This is a genomic window from Microbulbifer sp. ABH2_005, from assembly GCF_056160005.1.
The window spans coordinates 2834937-2855019 of the sequence record NZ_JBSWWI010000001.1; the positions used below are offsets into that span (position 1 = coordinate 2834937).

15 protein-coding genes are annotated in these 20083 nt (G+C 49.4%); 1 reads left to right on the forward strand and 14 read right to left on the reverse strand.

What is annotated here, in order from left to right; translation table 11 throughout:
• Positions 1–1489: 1489 nt before the first annotated feature.
• From ACXAFI_RS12325 to relA, 13 genes are all read right to left on the reverse strand, one after another.
• Complete coding sequence (locus ACXAFI_RS12325) at positions 1490–1837, reverse strand: hypothetical protein (RefSeq protein WP_475109049.1); 348 nt, start codon at positions 1835–1837, stop codon at positions 1490–1492.
• A 3-nt stretch (positions 1838–1840) separates the two neighbouring features.
• Positions 1841–4330 carry an RHS repeat domain-containing protein gene (locus ACXAFI_RS12330; RefSeq protein ID WP_475109050.1) on the reverse strand — a complete coding sequence of 830 codons (2490 nt, stop codon included), beginning with the start codon at positions 4328–4330 and terminating at the stop codon, positions 1841–1843.
• Positions 4327–6330 carry a hypothetical protein gene (locus ACXAFI_RS12335; protein WP_475109051.1) on the reverse strand — a complete coding sequence of 668 codons (2004 nt, stop codon included), beginning with the start codon at positions 6328–6330 and terminating at the stop codon, positions 4327–4329. Before ACXAFI_RS12335 ends, ACXAFI_RS12330 begins: the two co-directional genes overlap by 4 nt.
• Positions 6331–6348: 18 nt before the next feature.
• Positions 6349–7944: an FG-GAP repeat domain-containing protein gene (locus ACXAFI_RS12340; protein WP_475109052.1), complete on the reverse strand. Its 1596-nt coding sequence runs from the start codon at positions 7942–7944 to the stop codon at positions 6349–6351.
• 566 nt (positions 7945–8510) lie between these two features.
• Entirely contained in the window at positions 8511–9632 is a 1122-nt protein-coding gene (locus ACXAFI_RS12345; protein WP_475109053.1) for a tRNA-queuosine alpha-mannosyltransferase domain-containing protein, read from the reverse strand.
• 81 nt (positions 9633–9713) lie between these two features.
• Entirely contained in the window at positions 9714–10595 is an 882-nt protein-coding gene (locus tag ACXAFI_RS12350; RefSeq protein WP_475109054.1) for an NAD(P)-dependent oxidoreductase, read from the reverse strand.
• 5 nt (positions 10596–10600) lie between these two features.
• The gene (locus ACXAFI_RS12355; protein ID WP_475109055.1) at positions 10601–11398 is read right to left on the reverse strand and encodes an undecaprenyl-diphosphate phosphatase; all 798 of its coding nucleotides are present in this window, start codon (positions 11396–11398) and stop codon (positions 10601–10603) included.
• Positions 11399–11401: 3 nt separating this feature from the next.
• A complete protein-coding gene (tsaB, locus tag ACXAFI_RS12360; RefSeq protein WP_475109056.1) occupies positions 11402–12103 on the reverse strand; it encodes a tRNA (adenosine(37)-N6)-threonylcarbamoyltransferase complex dimerization subunit type 1 TsaB in 702 nt (233 codons plus the stop codon).
• A gap of 164 nt (positions 12104–12267) precedes the next feature.
• Complete coding sequence (locus tag ACXAFI_RS12365) at positions 12268–13074, reverse strand: hypothetical protein (protein WP_475109057.1); 807 nt, start codon at positions 13072–13074, stop codon at positions 12268–12270.
• Positions 13075–13339: 265 nt separating this feature from the next.
• Positions 13340–14338, reverse strand: coding sequence for a ferrochelatase (hemH, locus tag ACXAFI_RS12370; RefSeq protein ID WP_475109058.1), 999 nt, complete (start codon positions 14336–14338; stop codon positions 13340–13342).
• 169 nt (positions 14339–14507) lie between these two features.
• Complete coding sequence (gene adk / locus ACXAFI_RS12375) at positions 14508–15161, reverse strand: adenylate kinase (RefSeq protein WP_475109059.1); 654 nt, start codon at positions 15159–15161, stop codon at positions 14508–14510.
• A gap of 143 nt (positions 15162–15304) precedes the next feature.
• Complete coding sequence (gene mazG, locus ACXAFI_RS12380) at positions 15305–16132, reverse strand: nucleoside triphosphate pyrophosphohydrolase (RefSeq protein WP_475109060.1); 828 nt, start codon at positions 16130–16132, stop codon at positions 15305–15307.
• Between the two features lie 9 nt (positions 16133–16141).
• Positions 16142–18388 carry a GTP diphosphokinase gene (relA, locus tag ACXAFI_RS12385; protein ID WP_152452624.1) on the reverse strand — a complete coding sequence of 749 codons (2247 nt, stop codon included), beginning with the start codon at positions 18386–18388 and terminating at the stop codon, positions 16142–16144.
• 496 nt (positions 18389–18884) lie between these two features.
• Between relA and ACXAFI_RS12390 the strand changes: the two genes are divergently transcribed.
• Positions 18885–19097: a hypothetical protein gene (locus ACXAFI_RS12390; RefSeq protein ID WP_475109061.1), complete on the forward strand. Its 213-nt coding sequence runs from the start codon at positions 18885–18887 to the stop codon at positions 19095–19097.
• Here ACXAFI_RS12390 and cysM read toward each other — a convergent pair.
• The gene (cysM, locus tag ACXAFI_RS12395) at positions 19087–19977 is read right to left on the reverse strand and encodes a cysteine synthase CysM (protein ID WP_475109062.1); all 891 of its coding nucleotides are present in this window, start codon (positions 19975–19977) and stop codon (positions 19087–19089) included. The two genes, ACXAFI_RS12390 and cysM, sit on opposite strands and share 11 nt — an antisense overlap.
• Between the last annotated feature and the right edge of the window lie 106 nt (positions 19978–20083).

The window sequence follows — 20083 nt, forward strand, 5'->3', positions numbered from 1 at the left end:
TTCAGTTGTACAATTATTATATTTTTACATTGTAAGATTTACATAAAACCTTTTATAGAAAACAAGATGAGAAATATTGTTAAAGCTGGATTCGCAATTTAATTGCTTTTTAGTTCAAGTATCACTGGGGCAGCTGCCTCAACTGCAGCTGGTTGCACAGGCACTGCTTCTAAAGTATGGGTTGAAACCAATGATTACCTGTACTATGAGATAGAGCCATCGAGTTCAACCTCATGCACATGTAACCATAATGTTGGTAAAGCGAAAGGTTTTATAATTCCCTCAAGCCAGCCGAATAAAGATGAACAGCATACAGCCCTATTAGCCGCCTTTATGGCTGACAAGAAAGTTATGGTCTGGTATGACTGGGACGGTGTGGATGGCAATAATAGATGTAAAGGCTACAATATATCGCTTCCCAAATAAGCTCTAGATTTCCACATCAACTTATGCAATACCGATAAAGCAAAGAGGCAGTCATCCAATTTAAAATTGGCTTGCTGCCTAACTAATAAGCTAGGCATACTATAAGGATTGATATAAAATCGTCATCCTTGAAAAATACCAAACCACACCTTTAGAAAAATTTCCAATAGAAACTCTAGCTATTATCCTAAGCACCAACCAGTTCTTTGCGTTCAAACCTGCTCACTTCAAAAGCAAAGAAATCCTGAATACATTCCCCCAATTGGTCAGCAATCACTGACTCAAGATAAGATTTTTACAATAAATTCAACTAGACGCTAATATATAATTTAACCAACGATTAAATTTCGCTACGTTCATATTATATTTAGCGACCAGTAAAATTAATTAGCGCATACGTAGTCTGGTGAACTCAGCCGCACTACCAATGCATGAGGTTTCACTGATCTGAAAATCGATTGTTCGGTTAGATGCCTGGGCAGCCAGGGCAAGAGAGAGTGCATGCGTACTGAAAGAGTTACTCAGCGTTGAACAAGCGATAATCGTCTCATATTTTGAGCAACTTGACTTTATACTGGAAATCTAGTTCGTGATTATCAATTATTTATGATGACTCAGACTCGATCTGGTAAAGTATCCCCTGAAAACTAACAACAGCTAAATCAAGCCAAAAACCAATTCAACTTTTTACCACATCGGCTTCTAAGCCACCGCTTTCCCCTGATCAGCAATACCATAAACTTCTTTTTGAATTAAGGTCTACCGGCAAGCTAGGCTAGACTGCAAATCTATTTATTGGGCGCCAATATTTTACTCTGACCCCAATTATTCATTTGGGTGTCCTAGATTTTCCCATTAGCTAAAAATTAAATATTAAACTTTTATCTAACTTGAACAAATTACGCCGATATCTATATGGGAGGCGTAAATTCGCACTATGAATACGAACCCTCAAATAATCTAGCATCCCAGCTCGCTTACTTTGCAGCCTTAGATCAGAAAATCCGAAATCCATTTAAAACAACATGACATCAAACCAAAGACTCTAACAATGAGAGTCTTACTACAAAAATATAATTACAAGCCCAAAAATCCCAACATAAATAAAAAAATATAAAACATATTTAGCTTCCGAAAAATTATACCCCTTTAGCATAATTACACTTCTAAACTTTGCGCTTAACACCCCCAAAAAACCAAAGAAAAAAATCAAAAGAAACATAGTGTAAAAAATTATCTCTTTCAACTCTACCAAATTAAAAACACCAACCACAGCACCTAACACACCAAAAAACAAGATAAGAGCTAAAATACTCTGAACAGCCCCCCTCTTGTAGTGCTTCCAAAAATAATCTCCACCTGCGACCTTAATAAAGCACTCTGTATATTTCTCTATAAACTTAAATATCAATGGTTAATACCCCAAATGTTGATTTGCAATTTCTTTTGATCCATTTTTTATACTATAGGTTGCTTCACCTTTAAAAGTTACACCAACACTTGCACCGCCTTTCAACTGGAGTCCAACATTTGGTTCAAAATCTCCTTTAGATGAATCCGCTCCAGCTTTTTCACCTTTGGCATCAGAGTTAATGGACCCATCATCCCCTATAATATCTTTTCCAACTCCAGCAGGACCAATTCCGGCACTCGCATCAAAGGTTGCAGAACTGTTAGTTTCACTGATTGAAGTAATACCATTTCCACTCGCCTCCACTTCAATTGGAACTGCTACTCCTACTTCAAGCCCTAGCCTAGGACCACCAGAAATTTCACCCGTCACATCAAGCGTTTTGGTATCAAAGGAAACTGAAACACCAATTTTAGCTCCCGCAATCACCACAAGGGAGGCCTCAGCACCGACTTTTACTTTGACCTTTCCCTTAGGGTCTATCATATTCAGCGGGTCATTCCCAACATAGGCATAAAGATTCATCTGATCTTCATATCCAACCGGATCCGTCTGCAAAAACCGCCCCAGCCCTGGCGAATAAATCCTGGCCTTGTAGTGATACAGCCCAAGTTCAGGCAGCAAAGCTTGTCCGGTGTAGCGGAAACGCCCTACATTGGCTGAATTTCCCACGCCATAACTGTCGTAGGCATTCAGCGCAACTGTATCGCCCGCAGTATCTGTAATGCCTAAGACAGACCCCTGATGATCAGCATAGAGAAAACGGCGCTCGCTGGCTGTGACTCCCGGGCCCTGGTACCAAACCAGCGGTTCATCAACCCTTTCCCCGTGCACGTAGCGATGGGTTACTACGCCAGCCTTATCATATTCAGCCACCAGCGCATCGCCGTCGTAGAGAAAGTGCGTGGTGCTTCCACCGCCACTTACTTCATAGAGGCGTCCTAAGGGATCGTACTCAAGCGTGGCACTGGAGCCGCCGGATGCGCTTGTGAGCCGGTTTTCTATATCGTAGGTATAGTTAGTTGTGCCATCGGAAGTCAGATTGCCGTTGGCATCGTAGCTGTAGTTCACACCGTCGACAGCGCTGTATTGGTTCAGTCCGTTCGCTGTAAAATGCTTGGTTCCGATAGGAGTGGCTGAATAATCGTAATTGCTATTGCTGATTGTGCGGCTGACGATCTGGCTGGCCGGGTTGTAGTCAAAAATATAATCGACGTCGTTATCACTGCCGGCAACATTGTGGTTAAAGCCGCTCAAACGGGAAATGCCGTCGTAATCATAAAAGGTGTAAGCACCGTTTGGCCGCAGCAGCTCTGAGCGACGACCCCAGGCGTCATAATCCAATGTAACCAGCGCGGTACTGTCTGACTGCTGAATGGCTGTATTGCGATCCAGGCCGTCGTAGATATAGGTGAAGTAGTTGCCATCCGGGTGTGTTACCCGGGTACGGTTGCCGTTAAGGTCGTGTTGATAGGTGAGCGTGCGGGAAACGCCGCCCATAGTGGTCGTTGCGCTCTGGGTTCTCCCCAGGCCATCATAGATGGTGCTCACGCCCTGGCCGGAAGTCGAGCCGAAGCGGGCGTACTGCTGCAATCCCCTCAGATCATAACCGTAATAGACATCATTGGCGCTGCCGGGCAGGTCCTTCAGTATCACCCGGTTGAGTTTGTCGTAGGTGTAGCCAATCACATGCCCACTACGCTTGCGTATCGAGGTGCGGTTGCCGTTGCCGTCGTAGGTATAGGCTTCGTAGTCAGCGATATTCACCTGCCCTTTGACCGTCTTGGAAGGGAAATACCACCGCGAACGCCGATCATGGCTATCGTATTCATACTCCGTACGGTTGCCGTTGGCATCGGTTACCGATTTGACTTTACCAGAGATGGAATAAGTGTATGTGGCGTAGGCTTGCTGTAGAGAGGTCCCATAAGCCTTCTGATGCTGGAGTATCTGGCCGCGGGGGTTGTAGGTGAATCTCTCTATTCGATCCGCCCCATAGTTACCAGCCGTCCCCATTGAACACGCATTTGCAGGAAATACCGAGAGGGTGGCCGGATTCATACGGGTTGCCCGACACTCGAGCCGACCATTGGCGTTATAGCTGGAGTGAACCTGTGACTGAATCCCACCATCGGCGATAGCGCTATCGTTCAGCACTCGCCCAAAATCGTCATGTGAATAGTGGCGTGTCACACGGATTAGAAACACCGCCCCCCAATTCGAAGGTGCTACGGTTTCGTTCATCCAGGCTGTCAACTCGCCCTGTTCAACCTTTATAAGGCGCCCGGCACTATCGTAGGTGTTACGGGTAGCGGGATACCTGAGCGGCCCCTGTCCATCTGGGTCCGGCAGAATTTCTCCTGTCAGCTGCCCCATGGCATCGAATCGCTGCGCCGATTTGAATGGAGCCGCCACTTGCGCCGCCAGCACCGGACCAGTCAGGAGCACAGCTTGCAGAGCCAATATCCCTAGAGTGCGTGCGATAGTTTTCATGGACATACTCCCAACCCGGCCCGCGGACTCGTCTCGCCAATTTGTCGACCATCGTCATCGTACTCATAACAGGTTCTCAAGTTTTTACCCCCTGAAGAGACAACCATTCCTGTTACATTGAGATTATTCGGTTGATTCGAACCGCCGTATTCATAGGTAGTTACCACCTCATCCGCGCTTCCTCCCGCACAGCTACCTAATCCGCTGCCTGGATTGAAGGTGCCCTGGGTTTTGATGCAACGGTGCTCTGAGGTTACTACCCATACCGGTTCCGCCACTTGCCGGTAACCTCCTGAAGTACTCTTAATCCATGCGTGTTTTTGCGCATAGCGACGCCAGGTTAAAGGCCGAACTCCATTCTTATCGGCCGGGCCAAGAGTAGAGGTCAGGGATCCATGGGTAGAGTCGTAGGTAAAGTCTGTTGCGTTGCCGCGAGCATCAATCGTTTGGGTTGGTTTACTACATAACAGAGGCGTGAGGCAGCTACCGTAGGTCGCGCTCGTCACTATATCGGCACTCGCCCCTCTAGGCCCCCAAGTGCTCCACCGGCGCTCAATAATATTTCGGTGCGCAGAATCGTACGTGAGGCTAAGTGTCCTGCCATCGGAATAGCTCCAATACCTTGCAGGCACAATAAAGCAGCCTCCGCCAGCGCCATTATTGGGAATACAGTAATTGGCAGAAGTCCTTAACCCCAACTCGTCAACAATGACAGACGGCCCCGGAGAAATTGTTTGGCCAGTGTCTGAGGTCCGGCCAGGTCGATCGAGTAATGCAAAGCTCACTTCTACAGCAGGCCCGCCATTTAGGCTATAAGTCCCCCCGGCGCGCTCTCGGGTAATATCATCAAAGTGATAAATGATATTCCAAGAATAATTGTACACACGACCATCGGAGAATATTTGTCGATCCACTGCTTGGCCAGCGGTGGCGGGAACTTTTAATAGCGCACCATATTCGTTGGTAAGGTATGGCTGTGATTGGCCCGGCAAATAATGTTGAACTTTATAAGCTCCTAAATCACCAGAGTAAGTGCTGCTATACCTATACATATGGCCGAGGGCATTGATGGCACCACCAATAAATCCATTAGAGTGATAGCTGTAGCTTGCCGTGGGCACACCGTTAGGACAGACATAGTTACTCGGCAGCGAGTGAGTTGCCAGATTTAATACACACGCCTCACGAATCTTTTCACTCGTTCCCAGATATTCGAAGATCAGCGCATAACCATAGTTGCTCGTTACGCTGCGCAACCTGGTATCGTAGGAACTTGAGGTGGGATTATCATAGTAAAAGGTGTAGGTCTCACCGCTGGGCTTTACTAGCTTGGCCGCATACATACACTGATGCTCACTGCCACCGTTAAAGGCCGTAGGCTTTTGCTTGCAGTCCTTTTGCCCCTCAGAGCGGAAGGTTACCTCAGTACCGTCTTTGGCAGTATATAGCCAGTATCGATTGCTACCCTCTCCTATCCCTTCGAGTAATTCTTTTCCTCCCGGCGACGATTGAGAGGGCCTCATACTAGTGGCTCCACCACGAAACCCGGTCGACCTTCCCTCCATAGAAACCGAAAAATCTGCCGTGCCTTGCTCTTTTTGTACCCGGCGCACCAGGAAAATCATCCAATTATGAGAGAGGTTCCCAAACGGCTGACCCGTCACCTCGAACTCGACCCCATTTTGGCGTACCAAAGAGAGCCCATTCTCGCCCCCTATGGTTAGATCCTCGCGCTGGTACACAAACTGCCCCGTGCGCATATCAACCCCGCCGGGACTTACCGCGTAATTTTCAGCGGGCAGGGGGGCCCGAGATATTTCAGGAGCTCCGTCTTCTGCGACAGCGATCCCAGCTACGCAAAGCAGCACACTGCTGACATATTTCATCCACTGAACTAGCAAACGCATGTTATACCTATCGATATCTCTAAAATCATAAAGCGGCAAACTGCAGGGTTTTGCAGGCTCGGAGTTTGGATATTCAAGTGTTGAGTTCATCATAACAATCGCCCCCTATTCTCAATCCAAACACATCCCGATACACACCCTCACACTACTTGTGCCAGAGAAACCACTACAGCCACCTGAATTACATGCTTTCGCTTTGTAACTATATTCGCCAGCCAGTTTTGAAGTGAAATGCTTTGATCTGTCTGACCCATCATAAACTTTCGTAAATCCAGTCCCCATTCTGCTCTCCCACAGTTCATAGCGAGTAGCACCGGATGAAGAGCTCCAGAGGATAGAGTAGTCACCAATATCAGCCTTGAAAGAACCACTACGCATGGTTGGTGGTGCTGGTGGGTGCACAACCGATGTCGAATTACTACCCGTGCGATAGCCACTGCAAACACTGCCGTTGCATGCCCGAACACGATAATAGTAGGCCCCATTACCCTTGCCCGAGATAGCCATACTTCTACCTGTACCGCTATACACTCGTATCTGCCCAGAAAAACTCGAGCCTGTTGCCTCGTAGAGTTCGTAGGTTGTAACGCTACCACTCGAACTCCCCCAGCTGACCGTATAATTGCCATTATTACTGCCAGAAGGCACGCTTATGGAAGCGGGGACAGCAGGTGGTAATGTCACCGTTATGGGGTTGCCGCCAGCCCGATATTCACCGCAGGTAATGTCGTTACAGGCACGCACTCTGTAGTAATAGGTTCCACTGCCTCTGCCTGACAACGTCTTACTTTTAGCCGCACCACCGTAGACCAGTGTTTGACCGGAAAAACTTGCATTGGTGGCTTCGTAAAGCTTGTAAGTAGTGACTGTGCCACTGGCCGAGCCCCAATTAATTGTATAGCTACCCGTCGTACTGCTGGACGGTATGCTGATGGATGTAGGCACTTTAGGTGGTTCGACTATAACTGTCGCTTCACTAACCCTATTGCCGCCGGCGTCGTAAACATAAGTCGTCTCACTGGCATTGGCATTGGTGCCAAGCTTCGCTACACGAACCAAGCGACCGAGTTCGTCATACTGATAATCGTAGATCCTTATTGCGCCTGGAGTATTGCCCCCAAAAAAACCAGAAAGATTTGCAAGTAAAGTCTTTCCTACACTACCACCAATCAGAATATCGTCACGGCCATCACCGTTAACGTCTTTAATCTTTACATCATCTGGGTTTGCAGCGGATAGAATTGACGCAATTGCACTATCGGCTACGAATATCTGCGCTTGGCTTGGAAGGCCATTGCCATTGGCATGCAGTGTTAAAGGAATAGCGCCCAACAGCAGCAGATCCTGAGCGCCGTCACCATTAAAATCACCGGTTGACGACAGATTGCTGGGGAGCCGCTCGAGACCTTTAATAACAGCCCCGCTCAAAGTGGTGGCAACGGGAGGGGAATAACTCTGACCACCTACTACGTTGCTTCCGTACACCACAAAATTAGGTAGCTCAGCCAATACGATGGGGGTTACTATCTCGCCATGCAAAAGAATTATGGGGCGGTGATATTCAAAGTAGAGATCATCCAACCCATCGCCATTGATATCACCACGATAAATTTCATACCCATTATCCCATATACCCTTTGTGACACTGGCTACAGCAGAAGATACCCCGAGTACAAGCGAACACAGGCAGGCGAATAAAGAGCGCATACAGAGGAGACCCCAAAGGAAAAGCAAACCCGAAAGCAGGATTTCTATTTATTTTCTAAGCAACCATAAACTATGGCGATTTTCGCGGCAGCTTACAGAGTTTAAAGCTTCTCTGCAAGCTATGACCCTCTGGACAAACTTTAATTCTTTGGTCCAGTCAATTTTGTTTATCATTTGATCTTATTGAATAAATATCTTCCCGCCCTACCCCCTGCTAAAATCACCCAGAATTGAAATTTCGACTTATACCCCCTGCATAATTAGGGCTTCAATGACACTACCCAAAAGCCGTTTCCGCCCCCTGCAATACCTTTACCACCAGCCCTTTAATCCGCTTCTGCATCGTATCCAATTTTAGCCGCTGCTCTTTAATCGGAATATAAAAACCACATTCTCAATTTTTTGTTTAACTTATTTTTAATCCGAACTCCATAAATACCACTGCCCTTCGCTCATATTCGTAAAGGCTATATTTCGCCGCAGACTGCGACCAAGATCTCAACTACATACGATGATGAAGTTACAACATTTAATACAGCCCGAATTCACTAATGAGTAGTACTAGTTCAGACCAAACCTGACAACAATTTTCCATATCTTTTCTTGATTCGTCCCCAACAGAATTTATTAAAATCCATACTCCCTCTTACCTTTTCCTCAGAATTCTTTGCCCAGTCTGCTAACTTGCCTATCGCATCTTCAACTCCAGAATAACGCAGATCCTCAGGATAAAACTCTGGATAACACTGCTCGTTCGGAACCAATGGCGTACAGCCGGCTACGGCAGCCTCCATTACCGCCAACCCCTGAAATTCATGATAAGCGGTAGATAGAAATACATGACTGTTACTTAAGGTTTGTCGATATAAAGATTCGCTTTCCACATAACCTACCACCAGGAGATTCTGGTTAAACTCCTGTTGAATCAGCTCAAACTCCTTTGGAGTATTGCGAAACGATTGCCCCATCATATTGAGTAGGAAATTGACTTTTTTCTTTTTTAAGCCCTGAAGGATTTGCAGCAGTCGATCCGCACCTTTGTCATATTCCCAGCGAGCGGCCCAGCTAATAATTAAGGTTTCATCGGCTACCTCCCCCTGAAAGCCCTGCTCCCAGCGGTGATCCCAGCAAAAATCAGTTTGAGTGTATTCTTGAGTAAAAAGTGAATCCTCTAGTGGCACCGGCAATACTTTAGACTTACTTTCTATTTCCTCACAAACTCCCACAGGCACACAGTCGGGGAAACGCTTCAGAAGCTTGGCCGCTCCCTCAATCAGGGTGCGGCGGTTGTATTCCGAATTAAACAGCAACAGATCACCGGCTAGCGCGGTGTAGATATTCAGCAATTGCGGTTCTATAGACTGAAACGCATCCGAACTGGTTGGGTAGGCGAACTGATTCTCGTGAAAGTACACCACGGTGGGCACGCCCACTATCTCAGGCACCAAGCCACGCAATGCACTGAGATCCGTCATGGAAGTGACAATAATTAGATCCCATTGCTGCCTCAGCGTTTGCGCCGCCACGCCCCTGGCCCAGGTAAGACTGTTGCCCCGAATACGCCAACTGAAATATCGCGGTGGCAGTGTCAGGACTGTCCATTGCCACTCGGGAAAGGCAGCAACCAGGCCTTTACGCCAACGCTTGTGACTGTCAGCATCATAGGCCGAGAGCAGTAATACTTTCATGGAAATCTAAAACAACAGAGGTAGGAAATGCAGAGCTGGAAATAGATACATCCAGCCCTACACAAGTTTCAAGAATCAAAATCAGTCGAAAGAGCGCACATTCATCAGGCGTGCAAACAGGCTGGAAGTGTCCCAGCGGGAGCCGCCAATTGCCTGTACTTCGCTATAGAATTGATCCACCAGTGCAGTTACCGGTAACAGGGCACCGTTGCGCTGGGCTTCCTGCAGGACTATGGCCAAATCCTTACGCATCCAGTCCACAGCAAAGCCGTGCTCATATTCACCTGCCAGCATGGTTTTAGAGCGGTTTTCCATCTGCCAGCTCTGCGCTGCGCCTTTGGAAATGACATCCACAACCTGTTCGGCATCCAGGCCCGCCGCTTTGGCGAAGTGCAAACCTTCGGCCAACCCCTGTACAACGCCGGCAATACAGACCTGGTTGACCATTTTACACAACTGGCCACTGCCCACCGGGCCCAGCAGGGTTACGGCACGGGCAAACGTATCAATGAGGGGCTGAACACGCTCAAAGTCTGCCGCCTCGCCACCAACCATTACGGTGAGAACGCCATTTTCTGCTCCCGCCTGGCCACCGGACACCGGAGCATCGAGAAAGCCTATCCCTTTCTCTTTACCAATTTCAGCCAGTTCACGGGCAACATCCGCCGAGGCGGTGGTGTGATCCACAAACAGTGAGCCCTCTTTCATAGTGGCGAAGGCACCCTGCTCCCCAATGGCTACTTGGCGAAGGTCGTTATCATTACCCACACAGGCAAATACCACTTCTGCGCCTTTTGCGGCTTCAGCGGGTGTTGCAAAGCGTTCACCCTGATATTCACCCAGCCATTTTTCTGCGCGACTTGCGGTACGGTTATATACCCGTACTGAGTGGCCGGCTTTTGCCAGGTAACCCGCCATGGGATAACCCATTACGCCCAAACCAATAAACGCTACCGTTGCCATATTGATTACCCCCATATCATCCAAATAAGAGCCGCCCCCAAAATCAGGCGGTAAATCGCAAATGGCGCCATGCCGATGCGACTAATAAATTGCAGGAAAAAATGAATACACAAATAGGCACTGATAAAAGAAAGTAGTGTGCCCAATAAAATATCACCCCAAGGTACCGATTCCAGAGCAAGCAAATCGTATGTCAGCAACATGGCGGGCAAGGCTATCGCCGGTATCGACAACAGAAAAGAAAAGCGTGCGGCGGCTTCGCGTTTCATGCCAAGCATCAGCCCTGCCGTCATAGTGATGCCGGAGCGAGATGTACCGGGAATAAGCGCCAGCACTTGCGCGCCACCGATGAGCAGCGCCTTTTTCCAGTTGAGTTGGGCCAGGGTCTGCACCCGTCTGCCGCGCACATCTGCCCACCAAAGCAATAAACCAAATCCGATTGTAGTAGCCGCTATAACCCCCGCCGATCGCAGATGAGTTTCTATATAGCCTTTAAAAATTAAACCCACCAAGCCTACAGGAATCGTTGCGAGTACGATCAGCCAGGCCAGGCGCCCTTCATCACTGAACTGCATCGACTTAAGCCCTCCCAGGCCATCGCGCAGCAGTAGCCAAATATCTTTTCGAAAGTAAGTGATTACCGCAATCAGTGAACCAAAATGTACAGCCACATCGAAAGCGAGCCCTTGATCCTGCCAGCCTAGAACTTCTGCGGGCAATATCAGGTGCGCCGAGCTTGAAATGGGAAGAAATTCAGTGAGGCCCTGAATCAAGGCCAGTACGACAATCTGAAATATTTCCATGTATTACCGGGATCGAATTTTTTGACGTTTTTGCCAGGTGACTTCATTGCGAAGATAAACGGGCTCCAATGCCTCGGCAGGCACTACCTTTCCCTCTTGAAAAAGGGGTACAGCCAATTCGGCAATATCCCGCGCATGGATCAAGGCATCCAAGTCCAACTCTTCCGCCTGAGCCTTTTCGAAAGCCTCATAGTGCCAACCAGGTCCAGCACCGTAATAAGAATTTGTCAGTTCAGCCTCGTTCAATGACAGTAGAACCTGCTCCGGGCTCTGCACCGCTTCAGGTAGCAGACTGTCATTGGGCGTCTCGGTGCCATAGATACCCCAATATACTTGCTGCATTCGAGCATCCAGCATCGCAATAATTGGGGATTGCTTCCAATGCGGGTGCGCACGCCTGGCACCCAAAGCCAAAGCGGCCAGACTGGAAACCGGCACTACGGGTTTATCAGCGGAAAAGGCCAAGCCTTGCACACAGCTAATAGCGATACGCAGTCCTGTGAATGAGCCGGGCCCCCTGCTCACAGCAAAGGCATCTAAATTAGATAAGCTTAATTCTGCTTCTGCCAATACTTCATCCACCATCGGCAACAGGCGGCGAGTATGATCCCGTTCCGCCTGTACGAAGCGCTCATTGATCTGACCGTTACTATAGAGTGCCACAGAGCAGGCACCAGAGGTGGTATCCAGGGCAAGAATCTTCACAACTATTTCAAACCGGGTAATCGAGGGGGGTGAATTGTGGCATGGTCACAATGTCTAGTCATGTAGATTAGTGTTATGCACAAAGAGAAAACCCCGGCACAAACCGGGGTTGACGAAGAGTCAGCCATGCCCTAGGGCATACAGCGAACTAAAAGAATACTGAACTAAGCTGCATTCTTCGGTGGACGGCCGCGGCGGCCGGTACCAGCCTTGGGCGGACGACCGCGACGGGTCGGTGTTTTCTTGGTCACTTCCGCTTTGGCGGTGGACTTCTTCGGGCGACCCACTCTCTTGGCTGGCTTAGCTGCTGAAGTAGCCTTTTTAGGGCGCCCTACGCGCTTAGCGGCTTTAGTTTCAGAGGCAGCCTTTTTCGGACGACCTGCTTTTTTGGCGGGAGTAGACTTTTTAGTCGCGGCTTTTTTTGCTTTTTGCCCTTCAGCTTTAAGCTTGGCAGCGGCCTTCTTCTCTAACTCCTTCGCTTTTGCAGCGGCTTTCTTCGCTGCGGCCTTTACCTTGGCTTCAGCTTTTTTCTCCGCGGCTTTGATTTTCTTGGCGTGAGCCTTCTCTCGGGCCTTCACCCAGCGCGATTCAAAAGCCTTGAGCGCTGCGGCCAGGTCTTTATCGGCTTTGGCAGAGAGGCTATTAGAAAGAGCGCTAACCTTTTCTTTAGCCGCTTCTTCGGCGAGACGAACGGCATCCATGGTCTTGGCCTTGGCGAGTTCCATTTTTGCCATCGCCAGCTTGGCGCGTAAATCCTTTGCTTTGCTATTGGCATTAGTCAAGGAAGTCTTTGCCGCTGCCGTACTACTCTTTTGTGCCCGCGCTTTAGCTTTTGCCACACGATCCATTTGTGCATCCAGCGACTTACTCGCTGCATCCACGGCTTTTTGTGCTTTTACGACTACTGGCGACGCCTTGGTCGATCCAGTTGCCTTTTTAGCACGTGTACTCTTTTTTACTACTCTTGCCATCCCTTGTCTCCTCACTAAAAAGAAGAAGTACTTCCAAAAGTGTGCTGGCGGCGCTGCCTGTTAGCTATCGAATAAAACCACGATGGGTTGTTTTATTGCTTATACAGAGCGGTGCACCGCCTATTTCGATACAACTTTATCAAAGTTAATAAAAATATGCGGCATTGCAAGTAAAAAAGCGAAAAATGAGAAACTTTTCAGCAAAAAAGTATCTTTTTCTTATCAAATTGCCTTTTGCGGTACCCAAATGGCTTAAAACCGAAATTTATTTTGGCCCTGGTAACTTGTTTTCGACAATCGCTGCGAGTGCTTCAATATGATCCGCTCGCAAATTTAACGCGGGAATATAATGATATTCACTTCCGCCCGCATCGATAAAATTAGCGCGATTCTCTACCGAAATTTCTTCCAATGTCTCCAGGCAATCTGCTGAAAACGCCGGGCAAATTACATCGACACTCTTAATGCCGCTTTTACCCCACTCAATCAATGTTTTATCAGTATAAGGTTGCAACCACTCTGCCTTACCAAATCGAGACTGGAAAGTAACTTGCCAACGATCCTGCGAAATTTGTAATTCCTCCGCGAGAAGTCGCGCAGTCTCCTGGCAATGGCGCAAATAGGGGTCCCCTTTATCGACATTCGCTTTGGGGATACCATGAAAAGACAGCATTAATTTTTCAGCCTGACCATGTTTCTGCCAATGCTCGCGGACAGAATTAGCAAGTGATTTGATATAAAGAGGGTTATGGTAATAGTCACGAATCAGAGAAATATCCGGAATATCGCGACTCTTACGGAAAATTTGCGCCACTTGGTCATAAATTGCAGCGGTGGTCGTAGCTGAATACTGTGGGTATAAGGGAAATACAATAAAGGATTCAAAGCCTTTTGCTCGCAACGCCTCAATAACCTTATCGAGTCGCGGTTCGCCATAGGTCATGGCAAACTCCACAGCAACATCCCACCCTTTATCCGTCAAGTGCGTTTCTAATAGCTCCGCTTGGCGACGGGTATAGTAGAGAAGTGGCGAACCTTCAACTTGTGCATCGTCTGCACTGCAATTCCAGATTTCCGCATAAGCCGGTGCAATTCGCTTTGGGCGAAAAGGTAATATCAGGCCATTTAAGATTGTTAACCACAACGGGCGGGGGATTTCCACCACTCTGGGATCGGAAAGAAAATCCCTTAGGAAATCTCTTACTGCAGGCGCAGTAGGTTGCGCAGGGGTACCCAAATTCATCAAAACGATCGCTGTGGACATAAAAGGCCCCGTTTGTAATACAATTTTGCCAGGAAAAAACTGCCGATTATCTTAAGGATTGATCAGTCAGCTATAAGGGAAACTCTCCCTGAAAGCTCCAAAGAGCCCCATTGAGAAGATACAAAAAAGCCCCCAAATGGGGGCTTTTTTAAAAGTGTTATTGCAGCAATCAGCTCAGTGCCTCGATGACCTTATCGCGGATCTCATCCATACTGCCTACACCCATCACTTTGCTGTATTTGGGGGCCGCTTCTGGGGAGCGCGCCTCCAGCTCTCGGTAAAAGCCAACCAACGGCGCGGTCTGCTCGTGATAAACCGCCAAACGCTTGCGCACAGTCTCTTCGGTATCGTCGCTGCGCTGTACCAATGCCTCACCAGTCACATCGTCTACACCTTCGCTTTTGGGCGGGTTGTACACAACGTGATAGACACGGCCGGAACCTTCATGGACGCGACGGCCCGACAGGCGCTTGACGATTTCCTCATCTTCCACGGCAATTTCCAGCACATGGTCGATATGAACATCGGCGTCCAACAGCGCTTGCGCCTGAGGAATAGTGCGAGGGAAACCATCGAAGAGGAACCCGTTTGCGCAATCCGCCTGAGCGATGCGCTCTTTCACCAAGGCAATAATCAGGTCGTCGGAAACCAGCTTGCCGGCCTCCATAATGTCTTTCGCCTGCAAGCCGAGAGGTGTGCCCGCTTTCACCGCTGCGCGAAGCATATCGCCGGTGGAGATCTGCGGAATGCCGAACTTCTCTGTTATGAATTGTGCCTGAGTGCCTTTGCCGGCCCCCGGCGCCCCCAAGAGAATAATTCGCATGTTCAGTAAGCCTCCAAAACTATCGACGCACCAATAGCCGCCGCGCCAAAAGAGCGCTACCTTACACGTACACCCCAAATTGGGCAAGATTGCGACTGTTGTACACCCGTTACTCCAGGATTAACGCCGACTTTTCCGGCCGTTTATGTACCTGGTTTCTGTTTCTCGTCGGCTTTCGCCTGCTCCCAAAGCTGGTCCAGCTCCTGCAAGCTAGCCTCTTCCGGTCCGCGTCCACCGGTCCGAAGTGCGGCCTCAACCAAACCAAAGCGGCGCTCGAACTTGCGATTGCACTGACGCAGCGCTGCTTCTGAGTCAACTTTCAGGTGGCGGGCGGCATTGACACAGGAAAATAACAAATCGCCGAGTTCTTCCCCGGCATGCTCGCGATTTCCGGCCGCGACAGCCTCGCGTAATTCCGCCACCTCTTCTTCAATTTTATCCAGCACACCACTGATCTCAGGCCAGTCGAAGCCCACCTGAGAGGCGCGCTTTTGCAGTTTGGCCGCACGCGTCAAAGCCGGCAACCCGGCGGTAACACCAGCCAGGGCCCCACTCTCCCCCTTAGCGTTACGCTCTGCGGCTTTGATGGCCTCCCAGCTACGCTTTACCTCTGCCTCGTCCACCGCAGAGGGGCCATTCTCTCCATAGAGTTCGCCACTGGGAAATACATGGGGATGGCGGCGCACTAGCTTACGCACCAAGGTGTCGACAATGCGGGAAAAATCGAAGTGACCCTGCTCAAGACCGAGTTGAGAATAAAAGATCACCTGGAACAACAAGTCACCAAGCTCTTCATGCAGATGCTCGTAATCCTCGATCTCAATGGCCTCGGCAACTTCGTAGGCCTCTTCAATCGTAGAAGGGACGATACTGGAAAATGTCTGCTTCAGATCCCAGGGGCAACCACCATTTGGATTGCGTAATTGGGCCATTAGGTGGAGCAAGTCCTCCACCGAATATTGATCTTGCAAGTATCCCCCTCAGCGCAGCATGCGCCGCTTTGCCGATGCCACATTAGGCAGGCGATTAATACGGTGCAATACGTAACTCAGCTCTTCAAAATTGTGAATCTCTGCGGTGAGCACCATCTCAACCGTGTGCTTATGCTTATTGGTGTGAGTCTGCATCGCCGTTATATTGATTTTCTGGCTGTCGAGCATGGCGGTGACATCACGTAGCAGCCCCAGGCGATCGTAGGCCTCAATAACGATTTCCACCGCGTAGAGCTCCCTCGGCTTAGCCGCCCAATTGACCTCTAGGACCCGCTCAGATTCTTCCGACTGCATGCGCAACATATTCGTACAGTCTTTACGATGTATGGATACCCCGCGCCCGAGAGTGATGTAGCCCATAATTTCATCGCCGGGTACAGGGTTACAACAGCCCGCAATATGCGTCAGTAAATTACCGACCCCTTCGATATAAACATCCGCTTTACCCGCCCCTGTCGCCACCGGTGCAGTCAGAGAGGGAACCCGCTCAACATCGTCGACTTTCACCATACGCTGGGCGGTATTCAATACCTGGCCGACACCGATGTCTCCAGCCCCCACCGCCGCATAGAGATCGTCCAGCGAGTGCATATTCAGCTTGGCGGCGAGCTTTTCAAAATTAAAGTCAATAAGGGCCAGTTGCTTAAATTCACCATCGAGAATACTGCGCCCATCGGCAATATTTTGATCGCGGGCTTGCTGCTTGAACCAGTGGATGATTTTGGCCCGTGCTCGCGAGGTGGTGATATAGCCCATACCGGATGACAACCAGTCACGACTGGGCGCTTCGCGCTTGCCGGTAAGAATCTCCACCTGGTTGGCAGTTTCCAGCTCGTGGTTTAGCGGCACAATGCGCCCATCCACCTTGGCGCCTCGGCAGCGATGGCCGATCTCGGTGTGAATTTTGTAGGCGAAATCCAGTGGAGTGGCACCGCGAGGCAGATCGACTACGTGCCCATCGGGGGTGAACACATAGATGCGGGAATCCCCCTCCCCAGTCTGCAGGTCGTCCTGTAAGGGATTGCCCCCCACCTCTTCATGCCAGTCGAGTACTTGTCGCAACCAGGAAATCTTTTGCTCATAGCTATCCTGGCTCTCTGTTTTCAGGTCGGTACCTTTATAGCGCCAGTGTGCACAGACCCCGTACTCAGCCTCCTCATGCATAGCAAAAGTACGGATTTGCACTTCAAGTACCTTGCGCTCAGGGCCGATCACTGCTGTGTGAAGGGAGCGGTAGCCATTCTCTTTTGGAGAGGCAATATAGTCATCAAACTCGTTGGGAATATTTCGCCAGAGATTGTGGACTATCCCCAGCACCGCATAGCAATCCCGCACCGTAGGCACCAGTATGCGCACAGCGCGAATATCGTAAACCTGTGAAAAGCCGATATTTTTGCGGCGCATCTTGCGCCAGATACTGTAGATGTGCTTTGCCCGGCCATAGACATCGCCTTCAATGTCCGCCCGCGCCAGCTCCGAACGAAGAAGCTCCAGCACCTCATCGATATATTTTTGCCGCGCCATCCGCTTTTCATCCAACAAGCGCGCGATCTGTTTGTAGTCTTCGGGTTCCAGGTAACGGAAGGACAGATCTTCCAGCTCCCACTTGATATGCCCAATGCCAAGTCTGTGAGCCAGCGGCGCATAGACATCGGCTACTTCGCGGGCCACCCGCTTGCGCTTTGCAGGCTCAGCATTTTTGGCCGCGCGAATAGCACAGGTTCGCTCGGCAAGCTTAATCAGAGCAACTCGGACATCGTCGACAAGTGCCACCAACATACGGCGAATATTTTCTGAGTGCTCCTCTACCGCGCCGCTTTTACTTTCCCCTCCAGTATCCGCACTGCGGCTGCGAATCGCCGCCATACGCAGTACACCGCGAATAAGCTTGGCCACGGTCTGGCCAAACTCTTCCTCAACACTTTTTAGCGTCAGGCGCTTCTCTCGCACCGCCCGGTAGAGCACTGCGGCCACCAGTGCCTCAGAATCAATCTGCAAATCCGCCAGTATCTCAGCCATTTCGAGGCCGGTGGCAAAACTACTGGCGCCCTCAGCCCAAATATTTTCCGCGGCGATAGCCCGCTGCTCCGCCTCGGCACTCACTTCTGCTGCACGGCGCAATGTCACTATGGCAGCACCGTCCAACCCGGCCAGCTTCTGCACATGGCGCAACCAGGCTTCCAGGTCGTGCTCTCTTTCACCTCCAAAGGAATGATGTTTTCTGACTTGAACCATGTCTTAACCGGGCCGAAACAGGAATTAGTTAGCTTGTAAGCACCATTTGCCGGCTTGTACTGCAACAAAACCAAGCAAAAAGAAGGCTTTCCCTCATTAAGGGCGCTTCTATCATAGGTTTGGACACACTAAAGTCCACGATTTTCTTTATGTTTTCAATACGCTGCGTGAAATTCAGCGATAACTCGCAGCAGTGGACAGCGTTTAATAAAGGGGTTGGAAGTCATAACACCAACTAGTCAAACTCTTTTAAGTGAAGAAATCCGCACCATGAAAAATACGACCAAAGGAATGCTCGCCACGTTGAAAGGATTTTCCGGGGAGGCTTTTTTATAATCATATCAACACGAGAACTGGCGCCCCATCTAGTAAAAACCAGCCTTTACTGGGGCTTTTCTACAGAAAGATAGAACATTAATTGATTAGCCAATAAAACTCTTAGCCTTTTTCTCCTGCCATCAGCCAATGAATGGTTTGTATTCCCACAGTATGAACGATGAGTTATCGACCTAGAAAACAAAGGCACTTTGCAAGACAAGAAGCGTTAAGGGAAAACAAGAATGAAGAATTTCAAAAGCAGGTAAGCGAAAACATTAAATTTAAGCAGGCAGCAAAATGGATATTTAAAAGTTTTCCCGTAAATTATGGGTGCAGAAAAAATTTCTATGCACCCAATGAATCTTTGTTAAAAATCAAACTTATTGATTGAAAAGTCCGGAAGATAAATAACGATCACCGCGATCGCAAATAATTGCCACTATCGTGGCATTCTCCACTTGACTTGAGAGACGCAGAGCGCCGGCAACCGCACCTCCAGAGGAAACGCCACAGAAAATGCCTTCTTCCCGTGCCAATCTGCGGGTCATTTCTTCCGCTTCCCGCTGATCCATATCGATAACGAGATCAACTTCGTCGGGGATAAAAATTTTCGGCAAATAAGCCTTAGGCCATCGACGAATGCCTGGAATGCTGGAGCCATCGGTTGGCTGCAAGCCAACAATCTGGATTTCAGACTTTTGCTCTTTCAAAAAGCGACCGCACCCCATGATGGTGCCTGTGGTCCCCATTGAAGAGACAAAGTGCGTAATCTCTCCCCCGGTCTGCTGCCAAATTTCAGGGCCGGTGCCCTCGTAATGGGCCAGAGGGTTATCTGTATTGGCAAACTGATTGAGAACAAGGCCCTTGCCTTCGGCCTGCATATTAAGAGCCAGATCCCGAGCACCTTCCATGCCCTCCTCCGCACTGACCAAAATGAGCTCGGCCCCGTAGGCGGTCATAGAGGCCTTGCGTTCTGCAGTAGCACTATCCGGCATAATCAGGATCATGCGGTAACCCTTGATAGCTGCCGCCATTGCCAGTGCGATACCCGTATTGCCGCTGGTGGCCTCTATTAGGGTGTCCCCTGGCTTGATCTGCCCCCTTACCTCTGCGCGGTTGATCATAGAAAGGGCCGGGCGATCCTTTACCGAGCCAGCCGGATTATTGCCTTCCAGCTTGAGCAAAATCGTATTGCTGGTATCACCGGGCAGGCGTTGCAGCTTGATCAGGGGCGTATTGCCTACACAGTCAGCAATCGTTGGGTAATCCATAGTACCTTGAATCCAGACAAATATTGCGGCCGCACAGTGTACCCGAAGCGCTCTGTCCGGCTAAATACCGACTATTTTGGTGGACTAGGTAGTCGAGTTATTACGC